This window comes from Rhodanobacter umsongensis (assembly GCF_042654965.1).
In the GTDB taxonomy this organism is placed as follows: Bacteria; Pseudomonadota; Gammaproteobacteria; order Xanthomonadales; family Rhodanobacteraceae; genus Rhodanobacter; species Rhodanobacter umsongensis.
On the sequence record NZ_JBHSMK010000002.1, the window covers coordinates 589440 to 606696 of the forward strand.

15 protein-coding genes and 1 tRNA gene are annotated in these 17257 nt (G+C 66.0%); 6 read left to right on the forward strand and 10 right to left on the reverse strand.

Going from position 1 to position 17257, the window contains the following annotated elements; genetic code table 11:
- Positions 1-29 precede the first annotated feature (29 nt).
- The 3 genes from ACFPME_RS02855 to lpxH all read left to right on the forward strand — a co-directional run bounded on the left by ACFPME_RS02855 (position 30) and on the right by lpxH (position 3061).
- Positions 30-1547 carry a Ppx/GppA phosphatase family protein gene (locus ACFPME_RS02855; protein ID WP_377301816.1) on the forward strand — a complete coding sequence of 506 codons (1518 nt, stop codon included), beginning with the start codon at positions 30-32 and terminating at the stop codon, positions 1545-1547.
- A 73-nt stretch (positions 1548-1620) separates the two neighbouring features.
- Positions 1621-2325 (forward strand): peptidylprolyl isomerase, encoded by a 705-nt coding sequence (locus ACFPME_RS02860; RefSeq protein WP_377301818.1) that lies wholly within the window; start codon positions 1621-1623, stop codon positions 2323-2325.
- A gap of 7 nt (positions 2326-2332) precedes the next feature.
- Positions 2333-3061: a UDP-2,3-diacylglucosamine diphosphatase gene (gene lpxH, locus ACFPME_RS02865; protein WP_377301820.1), complete on the forward strand. Its 729-nt coding sequence runs from the start codon at positions 2333-2335 to the stop codon at positions 3059-3061.
- A gap of 289 nt (positions 3062-3350) precedes the next feature.
- Here lpxH and ACFPME_RS02870 read toward each other — a convergent pair.
- From ACFPME_RS02870 to ACFPME_RS02895, 6 genes are all read right to left on the reverse strand, one after another.
- Positions 3351-3443: transfer RNA gene (locus tag ACFPME_RS02870), tRNA-Ser, on the reverse strand.
- Positions 3444-3519: 76 nt separating this feature from the next.
- Positions 3520-3726, reverse strand: a complete 207-nt coding sequence (gene csrA, locus ACFPME_RS02875; protein WP_377301822.1) for a carbon storage regulator CsrA — start codon at positions 3724-3726, stop codon at positions 3520-3522.
- A gap of 273 nt (positions 3727-3999) precedes the next feature.
- The gene (alaS, locus tag ACFPME_RS02880; RefSeq protein ID WP_377301825.1) at positions 4000-6642 is read right to left on the reverse strand and encodes an alanine--tRNA ligase; all 2643 of its coding nucleotides are present in this window, start codon (positions 6640-6642) and stop codon (positions 4000-4002) included.
- Between the two features lie 84 nt (positions 6643-6726).
- Positions 6727-7281: a regulatory protein RecX gene (locus tag ACFPME_RS02885; protein ID WP_377301826.1), complete on the reverse strand. Its 555-nt coding sequence runs from the start codon at positions 7279-7281 to the stop codon at positions 6727-6729.
- A 33-nt stretch (positions 7282-7314) separates the two neighbouring features.
- A complete protein-coding gene (recA, locus tag ACFPME_RS02890) occupies positions 7315-8352 on the reverse strand; it encodes a recombinase RecA (RefSeq protein ID WP_377301828.1) in 1038 nt (345 codons plus the stop codon).
- A 151-nt stretch (positions 8353-8503) separates the two neighbouring features.
- Positions 8504-9013: a CinA family protein gene (locus tag ACFPME_RS02895; RefSeq protein ID WP_377301830.1), complete on the reverse strand. Its 510-nt coding sequence runs from the start codon at positions 9011-9013 to the stop codon at positions 8504-8506.
- A gap of 229 nt (positions 9014-9242) precedes the next feature.
- On the opposite strand from ACFPME_RS02895, the gene ACFPME_RS02900 reads away from it, so the two are divergent.
- From ACFPME_RS02900 to mutS, 3 genes are all read left to right on the forward strand, one after another.
- Complete coding sequence (locus tag ACFPME_RS02900; protein WP_377301832.1) at positions 9243-9638, forward strand: hypothetical protein; 396 nt, start codon at positions 9243-9245, stop codon at positions 9636-9638.
- Between the two features lie 103 nt (positions 9639-9741).
- Positions 9742-11379, forward strand: coding sequence for a diguanylate cyclase domain-containing protein (locus ACFPME_RS02905; RefSeq protein WP_377301834.1), 1638 nt, complete (start codon positions 9742-9744; stop codon positions 11377-11379).
- Positions 11380-11582: 203 nt separating this feature from the next.
- Entirely contained in the window at positions 11583-14189 is a 2607-nt protein-coding gene (gene mutS / locus ACFPME_RS02910) for a DNA mismatch repair protein MutS (protein WP_377301837.1), read from the forward strand.
- Between the two features lie 135 nt (positions 14190-14324).
- On the opposite strand, the gene ACFPME_RS02915 is transcribed toward mutS, so the two are convergent.
- From ACFPME_RS02915 to ACFPME_RS02930, 4 genes are all read right to left on the reverse strand, one after another.
- A complete protein-coding gene (locus ACFPME_RS02915; protein WP_377301839.1) occupies positions 14325-14948 on the reverse strand; it encodes a response regulator in 624 nt (207 codons plus the stop codon).
- A 114-nt stretch (positions 14949-15062) separates the two neighbouring features.
- The gene (locus tag ACFPME_RS02920; protein WP_377301841.1) at positions 15063-15461 is read right to left on the reverse strand and encodes an RNA-binding S4 domain-containing protein; all 399 of its coding nucleotides are present in this window, start codon (positions 15459-15461) and stop codon (positions 15063-15065) included.
- 63 nt (positions 15462-15524) lie between these two features.
- On the reverse strand, positions 15525-16115 hold the full coding sequence (locus tag ACFPME_RS02925) for a response regulator (protein ID WP_377301843.1): 591 nt from the start codon (positions 16113-16115) through the stop codon (positions 15525-15527).
- A 73-nt stretch (positions 16116-16188) separates the two neighbouring features.
- Positions 16189-17082 carry an AEC family transporter gene (locus ACFPME_RS02930; RefSeq protein WP_377302831.1) on the reverse strand — a complete coding sequence of 298 codons (894 nt, stop codon included), beginning with the start codon at positions 17080-17082 and terminating at the stop codon, positions 16189-16191.
- Positions 17083-17257 lie beyond the last annotated feature (175 nt).

Here is a 17257-nt window from a genome sequence, read left to right on the forward strand (position 1 = left end):
CCGCGCTTCACCATCGCGGGAATCCTGGCGTGAGTCCAGCCGAACAGACACCGATTCGCGATGGCGAGCTGATCGCCGCCGTGGACATGGGCTCGAACAGTTTCCACATGGTGGTGGCGCGCATGGAACATGGCGAGCCGCGCGTGATCGACCGGCTGCGCGACACCGTGCGCCTGGCCGCCGGCCTGCGCGCCGACGGCACGCTGGATGCAGGGCGGCGCGCCCGCGCGATGAATTGCCTGGCCCAGTTCGGACAGCGTATCGCTGGCCTGCCATCCATCCGGGTCCGCGCGGTGGCCACCAATACGGTACGCCGGCTGGCCTCGCCGCAGGCCTTTCTGACCGCCGCCGAGGCGGCGCTTGGTCATCCGATCGAGGTGGTGTCCGGTCGTGAGGAAGGTCGCCTGATTTTCCTCGGCGCCGCGCATGACCTGCCCGCCTCGCGCGAACCGCGACTGGTGATCGACGTCGGCGGCGGCAGTACCGAGTTCGTCATTGGTCGCGGCCTGGCTCCGCTGCACACCGAAAGCGTGCAGGCCGGCTGCATCGCCTCGACCTTGCGCTTCTTTCCCGGCGGCAAGCTTACCCGCAAGCGCTGGCAGCGCGCACATAGCGAGATCGGCGTATTGCTGCAGCAGTTTGCCGAGGACTTCCGCGAATCGGGCTGGCAAGACGCCTACGGTTCGTCGGGCACCGCCAAGTCGATCGGCTCGGTGGTACAGGCGATGAAGTTTTCCGATGATGGCATTACGCCTGCGTCGCTCGCCTCGCTGCGTGAGGTACTGATAGAACATGGCCAGATCAGTACGCTGAAGCTGCCCGGTCTGGTGGAGGATCGCGCGCCGGTGCTCGCTGGCGGCGTGGTGATCATGGAGGCGGCATTCACCGCGCTCGGCATCGAGCGCTTGCGCGTCTGCGAAAGCTCGATGCGCGAGGGGCTGCTATGGGACCTGCTCGGTCGCGCCGGCGGCAGCGATCCGCGCACCGCCAGCATCGACGCGCTGGCCACCCGCTACGGCGTGGATCGCGCCCAGGCGCGCCGAGTGGAATCGACCGCGCTGATGCTGTTTGACCAGGTCGCCCGTGCCTGGAAGCTCGATGCCGATGCACGCGAGTGGCTCTCGTGGGCGTCGCGCGTGCACGAGATCGGTCTCGCCATCGCGCACAGCCAGCATCACCATCATGGTGCCTATATCCTGCGCCATGCCGACCTCGCCGGTTTCTCGCGGCAGGAGCAGCAGCTGCTGGCGGCGGTGGTCGAGATGCACCGGCGCAAGCCGGACAAGTCGATGCTCGCGGCGCTGCCTCAGCGTCATCGCCAACTGGCGCGCTACACCACCGCGCTGCTGCGGCTGGCCGTGCTGTTCAGGCGGCCGCGTCGAGCCGAATCGCTACCGCAGATGCGGCTCGCCGCCAGCAGCAAATCGCTGCGCCTCGCCCTGCCCCTGGTGTGGTTCGAACTGCACCCGCTCACCGAAGCCGACCTGCAGCAGGAACAGGCCCCGATGGCGGAGCTTGGCGTGAAACTGGAGATCTCGAACCATTGATCGCGTCAACCGGCAACGCCCGTCCCCTCGCGGCCGCGTATCATGGCCGCACGCCCAGCCAGTCATGATGCCCATGTTGAAATCCCTGCTCGCCACCCTGGTCCTGATCCTGCCGCTGTCGTTGTCGGCACAAGCGGCCGAGCCGGCTCCGGCCAGTGCAGCTCCGCCGCAGGTGCTGCTGCACACCTCGCAAGGCGACATCACGCTGGAGCTGTACCCGGACAAGGCGCCGAAGAGCGTGGCCAACTTCCTGCAATACGTGCGCGACGGCTTCTACGATGGCACGCTGCTGCATCGGGCCATCCCCGGCTACCTGGTGCAGGGCGGCCTGTATACGCGCGACCTGCAACCCAAACGCACGCGTCCGGCGGTGGCGAGCGAGGCGGACAACGGCCTGTCCAACCTGCGTGGCACTCTGGCCGTAGCCCGCGGCGCCGATCCGAACTCCGGTACCGCACAGTTCTTCTTCAACCTGGTCGACAACCGCCGGCTGGATTACGCCGGCAACCAGAGCGGCCTGACCTGGGGTTACGCCGTGTTCGGAAAAGTGACCAAGGGCATGGAGGTAGTCGACAAGATCGCCGCACTGCCCACCCGTGCGCTCGGCCCGTTTGCCGGCGACGTGCCCAACCCGCTGGTGCTGATCGAGAACGCCAACGTCGTGGGCGAGGAGACTCCCGCATCCGCGGCGAGCGCCCCGACGCCGGCCAGAGCTGGGTCAACGGCGACCGCGCCCGCGGCCAGGAAGGCTGCAAAAAAATCTGCCGGCAAAGGTTGACGGCAGCATGGCGACGCTGTTCATCTCCGACCTGCATCTGGATCCAAGCCGACCGCAGATCACCGCACTTTTCGAAAGCTACCTGGCCAGTGACGAAGTACGCCAGGCCGACGCGCTGTACATTCTGGGCGATCTGGTCGAGGCATGGATAGGCGACGACGACGACGCCGAACTGCCCCAGCGCATCGCTACCGCCGTCCGTGCCGTGCACGACGCCGGCGTTGCGGTGTACTTCATGGTGGGCAATCGCGACTTCCTGCTCGGCGAGTCATTTGCCCGGCGTGCCGGCATGATCTTGCTGGAGGACGGCATCGTCCACGACATCCACGGGCGCCCGACCCTGCTGATGCACGGCGACGTGCTGTGCACGGACGACACCGCCTACCAAGCCGTGCGCCAGCAGGTACGCAAGCCCGAATGGGCAAAGCAGATCCTGTCGATGCCGCTGGACGCGCGTCGCGCATTTGCCGCGAAGGCACGCGAGGACAGCAAGGCGCATACCGGCAGCACGATGGAAAGCATCATGGACGTGAATGGCGATGCGGTGGCCGAGACCATGCGCAAGCTGGGGGTGACGCGTTTGATCCACGGGCACACGCATCGGCCAGCGGTACATGCGTTCGTGCTGGATGGAAAGCCAGCCGAGAGGATCGTGCTGGGCGACTGGTATGAACACGGTTCGGTGTTGCGGGTGGACGGCGATGGCGTCGAACTGCGTGGCTTGGGGGTCCAATAGAAGACCGTGTCGAGCTGCATCCTGCCCGCGATGCTTTTGCGCGGTGCTGGTGCGGTCCACGATGGCGGCCGCCGCGACCCATCCAGCAGCGTTCACGACGGGTTCTGCGCCAGATGGCAAGACGCAGCTTCGATGGGATGAGGAGCGACGCATAGCCATCGAAGATGGTCCGGGCCCGTCGTTGGGCCGTCCAGTTCATTCCAGACGAATTTGTCGACCCCTGGAGGGCTGCCCCCACTACCTCTCCGCCAGATACGCAAAACGCCCCTCTCGGGGCGTTTTGCGTATCTGGCGGAGAGAGAGGGATTCGAACCCTCGATAAGGCTTTTGACCCTATACTCCCTTAGCAGGGGAGCCCCTTCGGCCACTCGGGCATCTCTCCGGGGTTTTTTTCCCGCATCGCAGCGGAGCCGGCAAGGATACTGACCGGCGAGTTCGAGGTAAAGGCTTAATTCACGTCAGTGTTCGGCAGACTCGTCAGGCGTCGTGCCGCCTGTCTCGTGTTCGCCCTTGATCCGCTGATAGATTTCTTCGCGATGAACGGCGACGGTCTTCGGTGCATTGATGCCGATGCGTACCTGATTGCCTTTCACACCAAGAACGGTGACGGTCACCTCGTCGCCGATCATCAGGGTTTCACCGACCCGGCGGGTCAGAATCAACATGATTGCTACTCTCCATAAAGCTGTTGGTGACAGGCCTGCAGCACGACGAAGCCTCACCCCTGAGCTTTCGTCCGTCCGCAGTTCGACGATTGATCCGCCGAAGGCCCTACCGCCTTCCCGGCTCACAGCCAAAACACTCCTGAGCGTCCTGACTGGCGGCACTGCCATGACGAACCGTGCCGACACGGGTTCGATACTAACTGAGCGTCATTGCCGGGCGCAATGCGTTCGAGCCGCAGCAAAATAGCACATTCAGGTTAGAATTTTTTCGCATCACTGCGTGGCAATCCACGCTGGCAGCGCAGACAGAATCGCGGGGAGCCGAGGCAGGTCCGATCCGCCGCCCTGCGCCAAGTCCGGCCGTCCGCCCCCCTTGCCATCGATCTGGGCAGCGACGTGAGCGACGACGCTGCCGGCCTTGACCCGACTCAACGCCTTGCCGTGCACGCCGGCGATCAGCGAAACGCGGCCATCGGCAGCTCCAGCCAGCAGAATCACGCAATCGCCGAGCTGCTGCTTGAGCTGATCCACGCTGTCGCGCAGCGACTTGGCATCAAGCCCCTCCAGTCGCGCAGCAACAATTTTGATGCCATCGACATCGGTGGCAGAGCCGGCCAGATCAGCCGTGGCCGAACCTGCCGCCTTGCTGCGCAGCGAAGCCAGTTCGCGTTCGAGCTTCTTCTGGCGATCGAACAGCTGGCGCAGCTTTTCCACCGCCTCCTCGCCGCTGCTGGAGAGCAGTTGGGACAGCTCGGCCAGGCGGTGCTCTTCATCCGCCACGTACGCCAGCGCACCATCACCGGTGACTGCCTCGATGCGCCGCACGCCGGAGGCGACACCTGCCTCGCTGACGATCTTGAACAGCCCGATGTCACCCGTGCGGTTGACATGCGTGCCGCCGCACAGCTCGATGGAAAAGTCCCCCATCTTGAGCACGCGCACTTCATCCCCGTACTTCTCGCCGAACAGTGCCATCGCGCCGAAGCCGATCGCGTCGTCGTAGCCCATGGTGCGCACCTCGGCTGCCGCATTGCGGCGCACTTCGGCATTCACCATCAGCTCGACTTGCGTCAACTCGTTTGCGTCCATCGGCTTGAAATGCGAGAAATCGAATCGAAGCCGCTGCGGCGCCACCAGCGACCCCTTCTGCGCGACGTGATCGCCCAATACCTTGCGCAATGCCGCGTGCAGCAAATGGGTGGCCGAATGATTGAGCACGATGGCCTGGCGCCGCGCGACATCCACGCGGGCATCGACAACGTCACCGGTGCGCAAGGGCTCACCGCCCACCCAGCGGCCGGCGTGGCCGAAGAACACGCCGCCCATCTTCAAGGTATCGCCGACATCGAATCGGCCGGCTGCCGCGAGCAGCTCGCCGGTATCGCCCACCTGCCCGCCCGATTCGGCGTAGAACGGCGTGCGGTCGAGGATCAGCAAACCCTCCTCGCCGTCGGCAAGCTGATCGATCCGTTTGCCGCCACGGACGATGCCAAGCACCTTGCAGCCCTCGCTGCGCAGTGCCTCATAACCGAGAAACACGGTGGGCCCGAGCTGGCTGGCCAGATCGGCCGGCATCTGGCCCTTGGCTTCGAACCGGCCGGCGGCGCGGGCGCGCTCGCGCTGCTCGTTCATGGCCTGCTCGAAGCCGCCCATGTCCACCTCCAACCCGCGCTCGCGAGCGATGTCGGCGGTGAGGTCGACCGGAAAACCGTAAGTATCGTAAAGGCGGAACGCATCGGTGCCAGGAATGATCCCGCCGGACTGGCCGGCCCGGCTTTTATGGGCGATGTCGTCGAACAGCCGCATGCCGTGCTCCAGTGTCTCCCCGAAGCGCAGCTCCTCCGTGCGCAACGCGTCCTCGACGAACGACTGCTTCGACGCCAGTTCGGGATAGGCCGCGCCCATTTCCTCCACCAGCGGCGCGACCATCCTCCAGAAAAAATCGCCGCGCACGCCGAGCATCCAGCCATGCCGCAGGGCGCGGCGAATGATCCGGCGCAACACGTAACCGCGTCCTTCGTTGGACGGCAGCACGCCGTCGACAATCAGGAATGAACACGCACGGATGTGGTCGGCGATCACGCGCAGCGACTTGTTCGCCAGATCCTTCGTGTCAGTGAGTCCGGCGGCAACCTGGATCAAGTGCGCGAACAGGTCGATCTCGTAGTTGGAATGGACATGCTGCAACACGGCAGCCAGCCGTTCCAGCCCCATGCCGGTGTCCACGCACGGTGCCGGGAGCGGGCTCAGCGTGCCATCCGGCGCGCGATCGAACTGCATGAACACCAGGTTCCATATCTCGATGTAGCGATCGCCGTCCTCGTCCGGCGAGCCGGGCGGGCCGCCGGCGATATCGGCGCCGTGGTCGAAGAAGATCTCGGTGCACGGGCCGCAGGGACCGGTGTCGGCCATCTGCCAGAAATTGTCCGACGCGTACGGTGCACCCTTGTTGTCGCCAATGCGCACGATGCGCTCGACCGGCACGCCGACTTCCCTGCTCCAGATGTCGAATGCCTCGTCATCGGTGTGATAGACGGTGACCCACAACTTGTCGGCCGGCAGCTTGAACACGACGGTCAGCAGTTCCCATGCGTAGATGATCGCGTCGCGCTTGAAATAGTCGCCGAACGACCAGTTGCCCAGCATCTCGAAGAAGGTGTGATGACGTGCGGTATAGCCCACGGCGTCGAGATCGTTGTGCTTGCCACCGGCGCGCAGGCAGCGCTGAACGTCCGCCGCCCGGACGTATCCAGGTTTCTCGCTGCCCAGAAAAACATTCTTGAACTGCACCATGCCCGAGTTGGTGAACAGCAAGGTGGGGTCGCTGGACGGCACCAGCGAGCTGGACGGCACGATGGTGTGGCCCTTGGAGCGGAAGTAGTCGAGGAAAGTCGAACGGATTTCGGAGGTTTTCATGCGCATCGAAGTGGCTGGCGTAAAAAAAAGACCACACCGCGGCCGGGCCACTCGATCAGCGTCCATCGTTCCCCGGCAAGGGATTCAGTAAGCGTCGTCGTCGGCTTCGTCCACATCGGCGTGGGCAACATTCCGTACTGTGGCGGCGGCAAAGCCGCGGCGCAAGAGGAATTGCGCACGGCGGGCACGTTCGGCGGGGTCGGTGGTGCCTCCGCCGCCGTAGCGCCGACGCAATTGCGCGGCGGCGGAAATGTTCCAGTCCACCTCGGCCGCGTCGAGCAGTTCGCGGATGCGCGCGTCCGACAGCCCATGGGTTTTCAGCTCCATCCGCAGCCGCACCGGACCATAGCCCTGCGCGATCCGGCTGCGCAGCAGCACTTCGGCGAAGCGGTCGTCATCCTGATAACGCTGCTCGCCGAGCCGGTCGATCGCGGCGGCGGTTTCCTCGCCTTCATAACCGCCCTGGCGCAGCTTGGTTTTCAGTTCCCGGCGCGAGTGTTCACGGCGGGCCAGCAGGCCCAGCGCCTTGTCGTAAGCGCTGCGCTTCGGCTTGGCCGGATGACCCTCCCCCGGATGATCCTTGCCAGGTGGACGTTTCATGAACATGCGAACGGACATGGCCCGGGCGAGCCGGGCCATGCTTTCCGCAGCGAATCGTTACAAGTCACCCGGTCACGCTTCTTCAAGCGCCTCTTCCGGTGCGGCAGCGGCAGGCTTGCCGACCGGTACCAGCAGGCGCTCACGCAGTTGCTTGTCGATCTCGTTGGCCATCTCCGGATGCTCGCGCAGGAACTGGCGCACGTTCTCCTTGCCCTGGCCGATGCGGTCGCCGTTGTAGCTGTACCAGGCGCCGGATTTGTCGATCAGGTTCTGCGCCACGCCCAGCTCGATGATCTCGCCTTCGCGGGACGTGCCCTCACCGTAGAGAATCTCGAACTCGCACTGGCGGAAGGGCGGCGCGACCTTGTTCTTGACGACCTTGACACGGGTTTCGGAGCCGATGATCTCGTCACCCCGCTTGACCGCACCGATGCGGCGGATGTCGAGCCGCACCGAGGCGTAGAACTTCAGCGCGTTGCCGCCGGTGGTGGTCTCGGGACTGCCGAACATCACGCCGATCTTCATGCGGATCTGGTTGATGAAGATCACCAGGGTGCCGGACTTCTTGATGTTGGCGGTGAGCTTGCGCAGCGCCTGGCTCATCAGACGGGCATGCAGGCCAACGTGGGAGTCGCCCATCTCGCCCTCGATTTCCGCCTTCGGGGTCAGTGCGGCCACCGAGTCGACCACGACCATGTCGACCGCACCCGAGCGCACCAGCATGTCGGCGATTTCCAGCGCCTGCTCGCCGGTGTCCGGCTGCGATACCAGCAGGTCGTCGACCTTCACGCCCAGCTTCTCGGCGTAGGTCGGATCGAGCGCGTGCTCGGCGTCGATGAACGCGGCGGTGCCGCCGGCGCGCTGGCAGCTGGCGATCGCCTGCAGGGTCATGGTGGTCTTGCCGGACGATTCCGGCCCGTAGATCTCGACCACGCGGCCGCGCGGCAGGCCGCCGACTCCGAGCGCGATGTCCAGTCCCAGCGAGCCGGTGGAAACCGTCTCGATGGCTTCGTTGACGCGGTCGCCCATGCGCATGATGGCGCCCTTGCCGAACTGCTTTTCGATCTGGCCGAGGGCGGAGGTGAGCGCCTTGCGCTTGTTGTCATCCATCGTCTTGTATTCCGGTTGGGCTGTTGAATGTGGGCATGATGCCCGGATCGAATCTCACCGGCTGCGATCAACGCGCGCGATCACGGAAACCCGGTGGTTGCACAGCCAAGTATCCCACACCGGTCAAGCCGGTCTGGCGGCCGGCAGCGCGTCATTCCGTCAGCGCTTTGCGCAAGCCGATGAGCGCGGCAGCCACGGTCTGTCGCCGCACCGCTTCGCGATCGCCTGGAAAGTGGAACAGTTGTGCATGGCCGTAACCACCACGGCGCTTCCAGCCGATCCAGACCGTGCCGACCGGTTTGTCCGGTGTTCCCCCGGATGGCCCGGCGATGCCGGTTACCGCCACCGCGACACCCGCGCCAAAGCGCGCGAGTGCACCCGATACCATCTCCAGTACGGTCTCCTCGCTCACCGCGCCGGTATGCTCCAGCGTGCGCGGATTCACCCCGAGCAGGGCCTCTTTCGCCTCGTAGCTGTAGGTCACCACACCGGCATCGAACCACGCCGAACTACCGGGCAGATCGGTCAGCGTCTTGGCGATCCAGCCTCCGCTGCACGACTCCGCTGTCACCAGCATCAACCGGCAGCGCAGCACTTCGCTGGCTACCCCGCCAGCCAGCGCCAGCAATTCGGCATCGGTGGGGACGGATGACAAATTCATGCGGAACTCCGGCTTGAATGACTTCTGCGCCAGGCGCGGGGATTCCCTTCTACCCGTTCCGCGCGGCCGCGCCAAGACTTGCTTTGTGCCGCGAGGCACCTCCGCGGGCCGGCTGCCGCGTCCCGACCTTCACCAAACAAACGCAATTCACGGTGCACGATCGGGCGGCTCGCATTCGCGGCAAGCGTCCGGATCATCGATGTGCCCAGATGCAGCCCCTGTTCACACCATGTTTGCGCAACTGGCGGCAGAAGGCGCAGATGCTTCGAGGATTATCGATATGGCGGTTTCACGCTGGCTCGACATTGATGCCGTGCTGTCACCGATCATCGGGCGGCCCGGCGTGGCGGCACTGTTCGAACGCAGCATCCACCTTGCGTGCGCCAACCATCCCTGCCTCGCACCCGTGCACCAGGGCGCATTCGAGCCCGGTGATTTCGGTCCGCTGCGCCAGGCGCTTGCGCAGGCAAGCAGCGCCGACGCCGACGCCGCCAACGACGCACTTCTGGGCACCTTCCAGACCCTGCTGACCAACCTGATCGGCGGGCCGCTTGCCGAGCGGCTGCTCGGCAATGTGTGGAATCGCCCGTCGGGCGCTCAGACCGCGCAGGGTGCGGGGTCATGACTTCGCAACGGGCACTCTCCCAGCCGGCGGGTGAGCTCCTGATCGCTGGCACGGCAAGGCCGGAGCACCCGCTGGCCGCATCGACCACCGCGGGATCGTCGACGTGACTTTCAGCGGCGATCCGGTCGCCACCGGGCGGGAAGATCCCGTGGTGCGGCTCAACCAGCAGGCGGAGCGCCTGCGCATGCGTTTGGCGAAGCTGCGCCAGAACCTTGCCCAGGTCCAGCGCGATTTCAACGACAGCCACGCCGCCCAGCTCAAGGAAGCCAACGAGAAGCTGGTCCTCGCCGCGTTGCACGCGGATACGAATGCCGAATCCGCCATCAGCGACCTGGACCAGCTACTGCGCGTCAGCCAGCGCGACGCACTGACGGGCATGCCCAACCGCGCGCTCATCCTGGACCGGCTGGACAGCGCCATCGCCGCGGCCCGCAGGCACGGTACGCGCTTCGCCGTGGTGTTCCTCGACCTCGACCATTTCAAGCCGATCAACGACACGCTGGGGCATGCCGGCGGCGACGAGGTGCTGCAATGCGTGGCGCAACGGCTGCAGTCGATCGTGCGCGACTCCGACACGGTCAGCCGTTACGGCGGGGACGAATTCCTGGTGCTGCTGAACGACGTATCGCAACCTTCCGATGCGGCCCTGCTCGCCGGAAAGATGTTGTCCGCCCTGACCGCGCCCATCCCGGTGGACGACCGCCTCTTCCATGTCTCCGGCAGCGTCGGCATCACGCTCTATCCTGAGGACGGCGAGAACGCCACGACCCTGATCAACCGGGCGGACGCGGCCATGTATCGAGCCAAGCGAGCGGGCGGAGGCAGCTTCGAGTTCCATCGCGGCGACCTTGCCGAACAATTCCCGCAACAGCCTGGTGCAGCGGAGTTGCAGTTGTCGCGGCGGCGCGAACCGGATGGCGACGATCCCACCCCGGCCGAGCATCATCTGCGCGAAGCCAACGAGCAGCTGACGCTCGCTGCGCTGAACGCCCAGGCGTCCGAGTCGGAAGCCCGCCAAGCGCATCATCGCCAGATCAAGTTCACCGCGATGGTGGCGCACGAGTTGCGCAATCCGCTGGCGCCGATCCAGATCGCCGCCGACCTGCTCGCCAGCGGGCGCGCCGACGGGGAAATGTCGCCCGAACAGCTGAAGCTCATCATCGAGGGCCAGGTCACACACCTGTCCCGGCTCATCGACGACCTGCTGGAAGGGTCGCGCGTCGGCACCGACAAGCTTCGCCTCGAATGCCGCATGGTCGATCTGGTGGAAGTGCTTGCCGGCTCTGTGGCGACTTGCCAGCCGTCGATGAACACCCGGAAGCAGCGCCTGGAGGTGAACATGCCGAATGGCCCGCTCCATTTCTACGGCGACCCCGTACGGCTGACACAGGTGTTCAGCAACCTGCTCGACAATGCCTCCAAGTACACACCGGCCGGCGGGCATATCGCGTTGACGCTGCAGGCTTCGCCGGACTCCGCCACCGCCACCGTTACCGTCGCCGACGACGGCGCCGGCATCGCCCCCGAGCTGCTGCCAGGCATCTTCGATCTGTTCGTGCAGGATACCGATGCGATCGAGCCGGCGTTTGGCGGCCTGGGCATCGGCCTGGCGGTCGTCCGCGACCTGGTCGAGGCACACGGTGGCCATGTCGTCGGCCGCAGCGCCGGCAGGAATCTCGGCAGCGAGTTTGTGGTCACCCTGCCGCTGTGGCTGAGATCGCCCGCGATGCGGAAGGCATGAACCCCGCCGCAGGGTAAGATGCCTGCCCGCGATGGATGGTTGGCGATCGGCGCCGCCACCCGACCGACCGCGCCTCGCGCGCAACCCGAAAGTCAATGACTTGTGAGCTGCCGCAGGCTGGGCTACACATGCGCTTCCGCGTTCGTGACCAGCCCGGCTGCAGGCCAGGTGCATGGCTCGCGACCGATCCATGGCAACCCTTGATGACCCTACGGCCCGTGCAGACCGAAAAACCCGCCGAACATACCCCGTTCATGCGCCAGTACCTCGCGGCGAAGGCCGAACACCCGGATGTGTTGCTGTTCTTTCGCATGGGCGATTTCTACGAGCTGTTCTTCGAGGATGCGCGCAAGGCGGCGCGGCTGCTCGACATCACGCTGACTCAACGTGGGCAATCGGCCGGGGCGCCGATCCCCATGGCCGGCGTGCCGTATCACGCGGCGGAGAACTATCTGGCGCGGCTGGTGCGGCTCGGTGAATCGGTGGCGATCTGCGAGCAGATCGGTGACCCGGCGCTGGCCAAGGGCATCGTCGAACGCAAGGTCGTGCGCATCGTCACGCCCGGCACGGTAACCGATGCCGCGCTGCTGGAGGAACGACGCGACAATCTGCTGCTGGCGATTGCCGCCGGAGCGAATGGCGGCTACGGACTGGCCTGGGTGGACCTGTCCAGCGGGCGCTTCCTGCTCAGCGAAGTGCCCCATGCCGAGGGGTTGGCCGCCGAGCTGGCCCGGCTGCAGCCCGCCGAAACGCTGATCGATGAAAACGTGGCGTGGCCCCGACTCGTCAGCAGCCTGCCCGGCCTGCGCAAGCGTCCGCCGTGGCACTACGATGGCGACGCGGCGAAGCGCGAACTCAACCGCTTCTTCGGTACCCGCGATCTCGGCGGCTTCGGCGTCGACGGCATGCATCTGGCGATCGCCGCGGCAGGCTGCCTGCTCGGCTACGTCGAGGAAACGCAGAAAAGTGCGCTGCCACACCTCACCGGGATGGCCGTCGAAAGCGCCAGCGAAACCATCGCGCTGGATGCGGCGACCCGGCGCAATCTGGAGCTGGATACCCACCCCAGCGGCCGCACCGAACACACCCTGCTCGGCGTGATCGACGACACGGTTACCCCGATGGGCGCGCGCCTCCTGCGCCGCTGGCTGACCCGCCCGCTGCGTTCGCGCGACCTGCTGCGCCATCGCCATCAGGCCATCGGGATGATGCTCGACAGTCGACGCCACGAACCGCTGCGCGAGCTGCTGCGCGGGGTGGGCGACCTGGAACGCATCCTCACGCGCGTGGCATTGCGCTCGGCGCGGCCGCGCGACCTGTCCACCCTGCGCGATGGCCTGGCTGCCGCACCGGCATTGCGCGAGCAGATCGCATCACTCGACAGCCCGCTGCTGCATGCGCTGGTCGAGCGCATCGGCGACCACGCGCAAACCGCTGCCCTGCTCGCCAGCGCCATCGTGGCGCAACCGCCGGTACTGCAGCGCGACGGCGGCGTGGTCGCCGATGGCTATGACGCCGAACTCGACGAGTTGCGCCGCCTGTCCACCCACGCCGACCAGTATCTGGTCGAACTGGAGGAACGCGAGAAGGCCGCCAGCGGCATCACCACGCTGAAGGTCGGCTACAACCGGGTGCACGGCTACTACATCGAGATCAGCAAGGGCCAGTCCGACAGGGCACCTGCGCACTACACGCGCCGGCAGACCACCAAGAATGCCGAGCGCTACATCACCGAAGAATTGAAGGCCTTCGAGGACAAGGTGCTGTCGGCGAAGGAGCGTTCGCTGATGCGCGAACGCGCGCTATACGAAGCCCTGCTGGACACGCTCACCCAGGAACTGGAGCCACTGAAAGCCGCTGCCGCCGCAATGGCCGAGCTCGACGTGCTGAGCAATCTGGCCGAACGCGCCCAGGCGCTGGACTGGAGCGCCCCGGAACTCAGCGACCAGCCTGGCATAGCGATCGAGCGCGGCCGCCATCCCGTGGTCGAGAAAGTCCGCGACGAACCGTTCGAACCGAATGATCTCGTGCTTGACGATGCGCGCCGCATGCTGGTGATCACCGGCCCGAACATGGGCGGCAAATCCACCTACATGCGCCAGAACGCACTGATCGTCTTGCTCGCGCACATCGGCAGCTACGTGCCAGCCTCGCGCGCCGTGATCGGCCCGATCGACCGCATCTTCACCCGCATCGGCGCCGGCGACGATCTCTCGCGCGGCCAGTCCACCTTCATGGTGGAAATGAGCGAGACCGCCAACATCCTGCACAACGCCACCGCCGACAGCCTGGTGTTGATGGACGAGGTCGGCCGGGGCACCAGCACCTACGATGGCCTGTCGCTGGCTCGCGCCGCCGCCGTGCATCTGGCGCGCAGCAGCCGCGCGTACACCCTGTTCGCCACCCATTACTTCGAGTTGACCGAACTGGCCGGTGAGTTTCCTGCGATCGCCAACGTGCATCTGGACGCGGTGGAGTTTCACGACCAGAAGCGCGGCGATCAACTGGTGTTCATGCACGCGGTGAAGGAAGGCCCGGCGAACCGCAGCTTCGGCCTGCAGGTGGCTGCGCTGGCCGGATTGCCGAAGTCGGTGATCGCCGACGCAAGGCGCACGCTGGCGGAGCTGGAGCGGGGCCCACATGGCCACGCATCGACGCGCTCGCCCGTGGCTGACGTCTCGCCCCAACTGGGCCTGTTTGCCTCGCCGCAGCCTTCGGCGATCGAACGCACGCTGGAAACGATCGACCCGGATGCGCTGACGCCGCGCGAGGCGCTGGAGGCTTTGTATCGGCTGAAAGCGCTGGCCTGAGCGCAAGCTTCACCTCCATCTGGCGAGCGACACGCGCCGGGTGCGAGCTGCAGCGACTCGCTTCGCGGCGGGGATGACCGGGTGGATTCGCGCGAATCATGCCAGGGGGATGGCTCGCCCCTTTGCGTCACACGCTCAGAACATGCCGTGGGCCATCTGCAGGCCGGGGCGCGGGCGTGGCGGCGGGCTGGGTTCGCGTGTTTCATCCGCGTATGGCATGGCGATATCCGGAATCGCATCCAGCGCTTCGGCAGACAGTCCGGCAACCGGCACGCTCACCGGCTCCGACGGCTTGCGTGCAGCCAGCCGTCCCGACTGCACCAACTGCCCGATGCGCTTGCAGACCTCGTCGCGCCCGAACGGCTTCTTCATGAAGTCATCCGCGCCGAAACGCTGCACGTAAAACTGTTCGGTAGCCTGCTGGTTGCCGCTGATCATCACGATCGGAATGTGCCGGGTCAGCGGATCGTGGCGCAGCGCGCGCAGCACCGCGAAACCGTTCATGCCGGGCAGCACGATGTCCAGAAAGATCAGCGCGGGTTGTTCGTCGCGCGCCAGCTGGATGGCGTTGTCGCCGTCGTTCGCCCTGGACACGAGGTAACCCTCGATGCCCAGCATCTTGCCCAGCACGGCGCAGATGGTGGGCGAATCGTCGACCACCAGCACGCGCGAACCCAGAGCGGCCTGCGCGTATTGCACTGCCGCCTGTTCGCCATCGGCGCCACCGAGCAGACGCTTGATGAAGGCGATGCCGGCCATCCGCGTTAATCCGTCCATGCCACACCCCGGGTCGTGGGGATGCACACGCGCAATCCCCTTTAGCATTGGCGTGGATGGTCCCGCAGATCGGGCGGCCAATCTGCGATGCACTGCTCAGCGCGGGTCCTTCAACCGCCGCAGGTCGCGGCGGGCATGCTTGTCCGGGCGCTTCAACGGGCCGCTTGCACCGACCAGCTGGCGCTGCCGCTGCGCCGTTTCCCGCGCCACGCGACTGGCGTCCGTCTCGCGATAAAGCGTCTGCGCCACGCTGGCCGGGCCGCGCCGCTCGGACACAGCCAGCACCTCGACTTCCAGCCGCTCTTCACCGCGCGAGATCCGCAGCATGTCACCCACGCGCACTGCTTTCGCCGGCTTGCAGCCGGCATCGTTGACATCGATCCGGCCGCCGTCGATCGCCTGCTTGGCCAGGCTGCGCGTCTTGAAAAAGCGCGCCGCCCACAGCCATTGATCGACACGCAGGTCGGCAACCGGGTTGTCCGCTGGTTTGCTCATCGCCGCGATTATCGTGCGATCAGGGCGCCGATCGCGCGCGTCGGGCCGGCATTGCTGCGCGGGTCACGAATTTTCAGTGGGCGGCAAGAGCATGTCGTGCGGGTCAGGCATGGCAATGTCCGGAATGGCGGCATGCTCGGCCTCGGTATGCTCCGGCACCGTAGGCAGCAGATCCTCCCGCGTGCGCTCACGTATCACCAACCGGCCGCTCTTGGTCAGATGCTGGATGCGCGCAAACACCTCGCCGCGGCCAAACGGCTTCTTCATGAAATCGTCGGCGCCGAAGCGCTGCACGTAGAATTGCTCGGTCGCCTGCAGGTTGCCGCTGATCATCACGATCGGAATGTCATGCGTCTGCGGCTCGCGGCGCAACGCGCGCAGCACCGCAAAACCGTTCATGCCGGGCATCACGATATCGAGAAAGATCAGGTCGGGCTTTTCCATGCGGGCCATCTCGATGGCCGTTTCGCCGTCAGGTGCCTTGAACACTACATGCCCATCCTGACTCAGCATCTTGCCGAGCACCGCACGGATGGTGGCCGAGTCGTCGACCACCAGCACCCAGGCGCCCTTCGGTACGCCGCTGCGAGGCACGGCCCGGCGCTCGCCAGGTTCGTTTCCGAAGAACCGCCTGATAAGTTCAAAACCTGCCATGGCACGAGCCCCCCCCGGCCCGAGAATCAGCCACTAGTCTCGGCGCAGCCGGTGCGCGGCGCAAGTTGCCGCATCAGGGCCCGAGCAACAGATTGCCGAGCGGGATGCTGATCAGCGACAGCACGATGCCTGCGCCCAGCACGGTATTGGCCAGCGTCGGTTCCAGCCCGTATTCGTCGGCAAGGATCGCCGCCGATACCATCGGCGCCATCGCCGCCTGCAACACACCGACGGTGAGCACCAGGCCGCCCACGCCGGTCGCCACGCCCAGGACCCAGCACAGCAGCGGCGCCAGCAGCAGCTTCCAGCCCAGTCCCCAACCGGCCGCGCCCAGCTGCCGCTGCCCGGGATGGAACTTGAACTGCAGCCCCACCGAGAACAGAGCCAGCGGAGTCAGCGTGGCGCCGATCGGCGCGAACACCCCGTTCGCCAGGTCGGGCCAGCCGCCGGCCAAACCCACGATGATGCCCGCCACCAGCGCGATGAAAGCCGGAAAGGTAAGGATGCGCCGGACAATCAGCCGCGGCTGCGGCGTGCGCCCCGAGTAGATCGACGCCACCACGATGCCGGCCGAGGCCAGCACCGGAAACGCGCCGATCTGGTCGGCCACGACCGCCAGCGCCAGGCCGGCCTTGCCGTGCAGCGCCTCGATCAGCGGATAGCCCATGTACGCGGTATTGCCCAGGCCGCAGACCAGGACCAGCGCGCCGGTGCGCTGGCGCGACCACCCCAGCCGCGGCCCGAGCAGACCGAACAACAGCCAGGCGCCACCGAACGTGAGCCACATCGCCGCCACCGGAAACCACAGCTGCGGATCGAACTTCACTTTCGGGATCAGTTCCAGCACCAGTGCCGGCAGCGCCACATTGAGCACCCACCAGTTGATGCCCTGCACGAGGCCAGCCGGCGGCCTCGCAAAGCGCGCCACCAGCATGCCGAGGATCAGGCAGACGAACAGCAGCAACATCGCGCTCATCGGACGGCGGGCACCACGCGGGAAAGCTGGCCATTATAGGCGGGGCAAACTGCAAGCTTGTCCCGTCCGGAGCTCGCGTGGCGCCGAAAGCGCGCGGTCGATGTTCGGCCGTACCCCACACCTTCGACGCCATCGCTTAGCGACCACGCCTGTCCCGGGCTCGTCG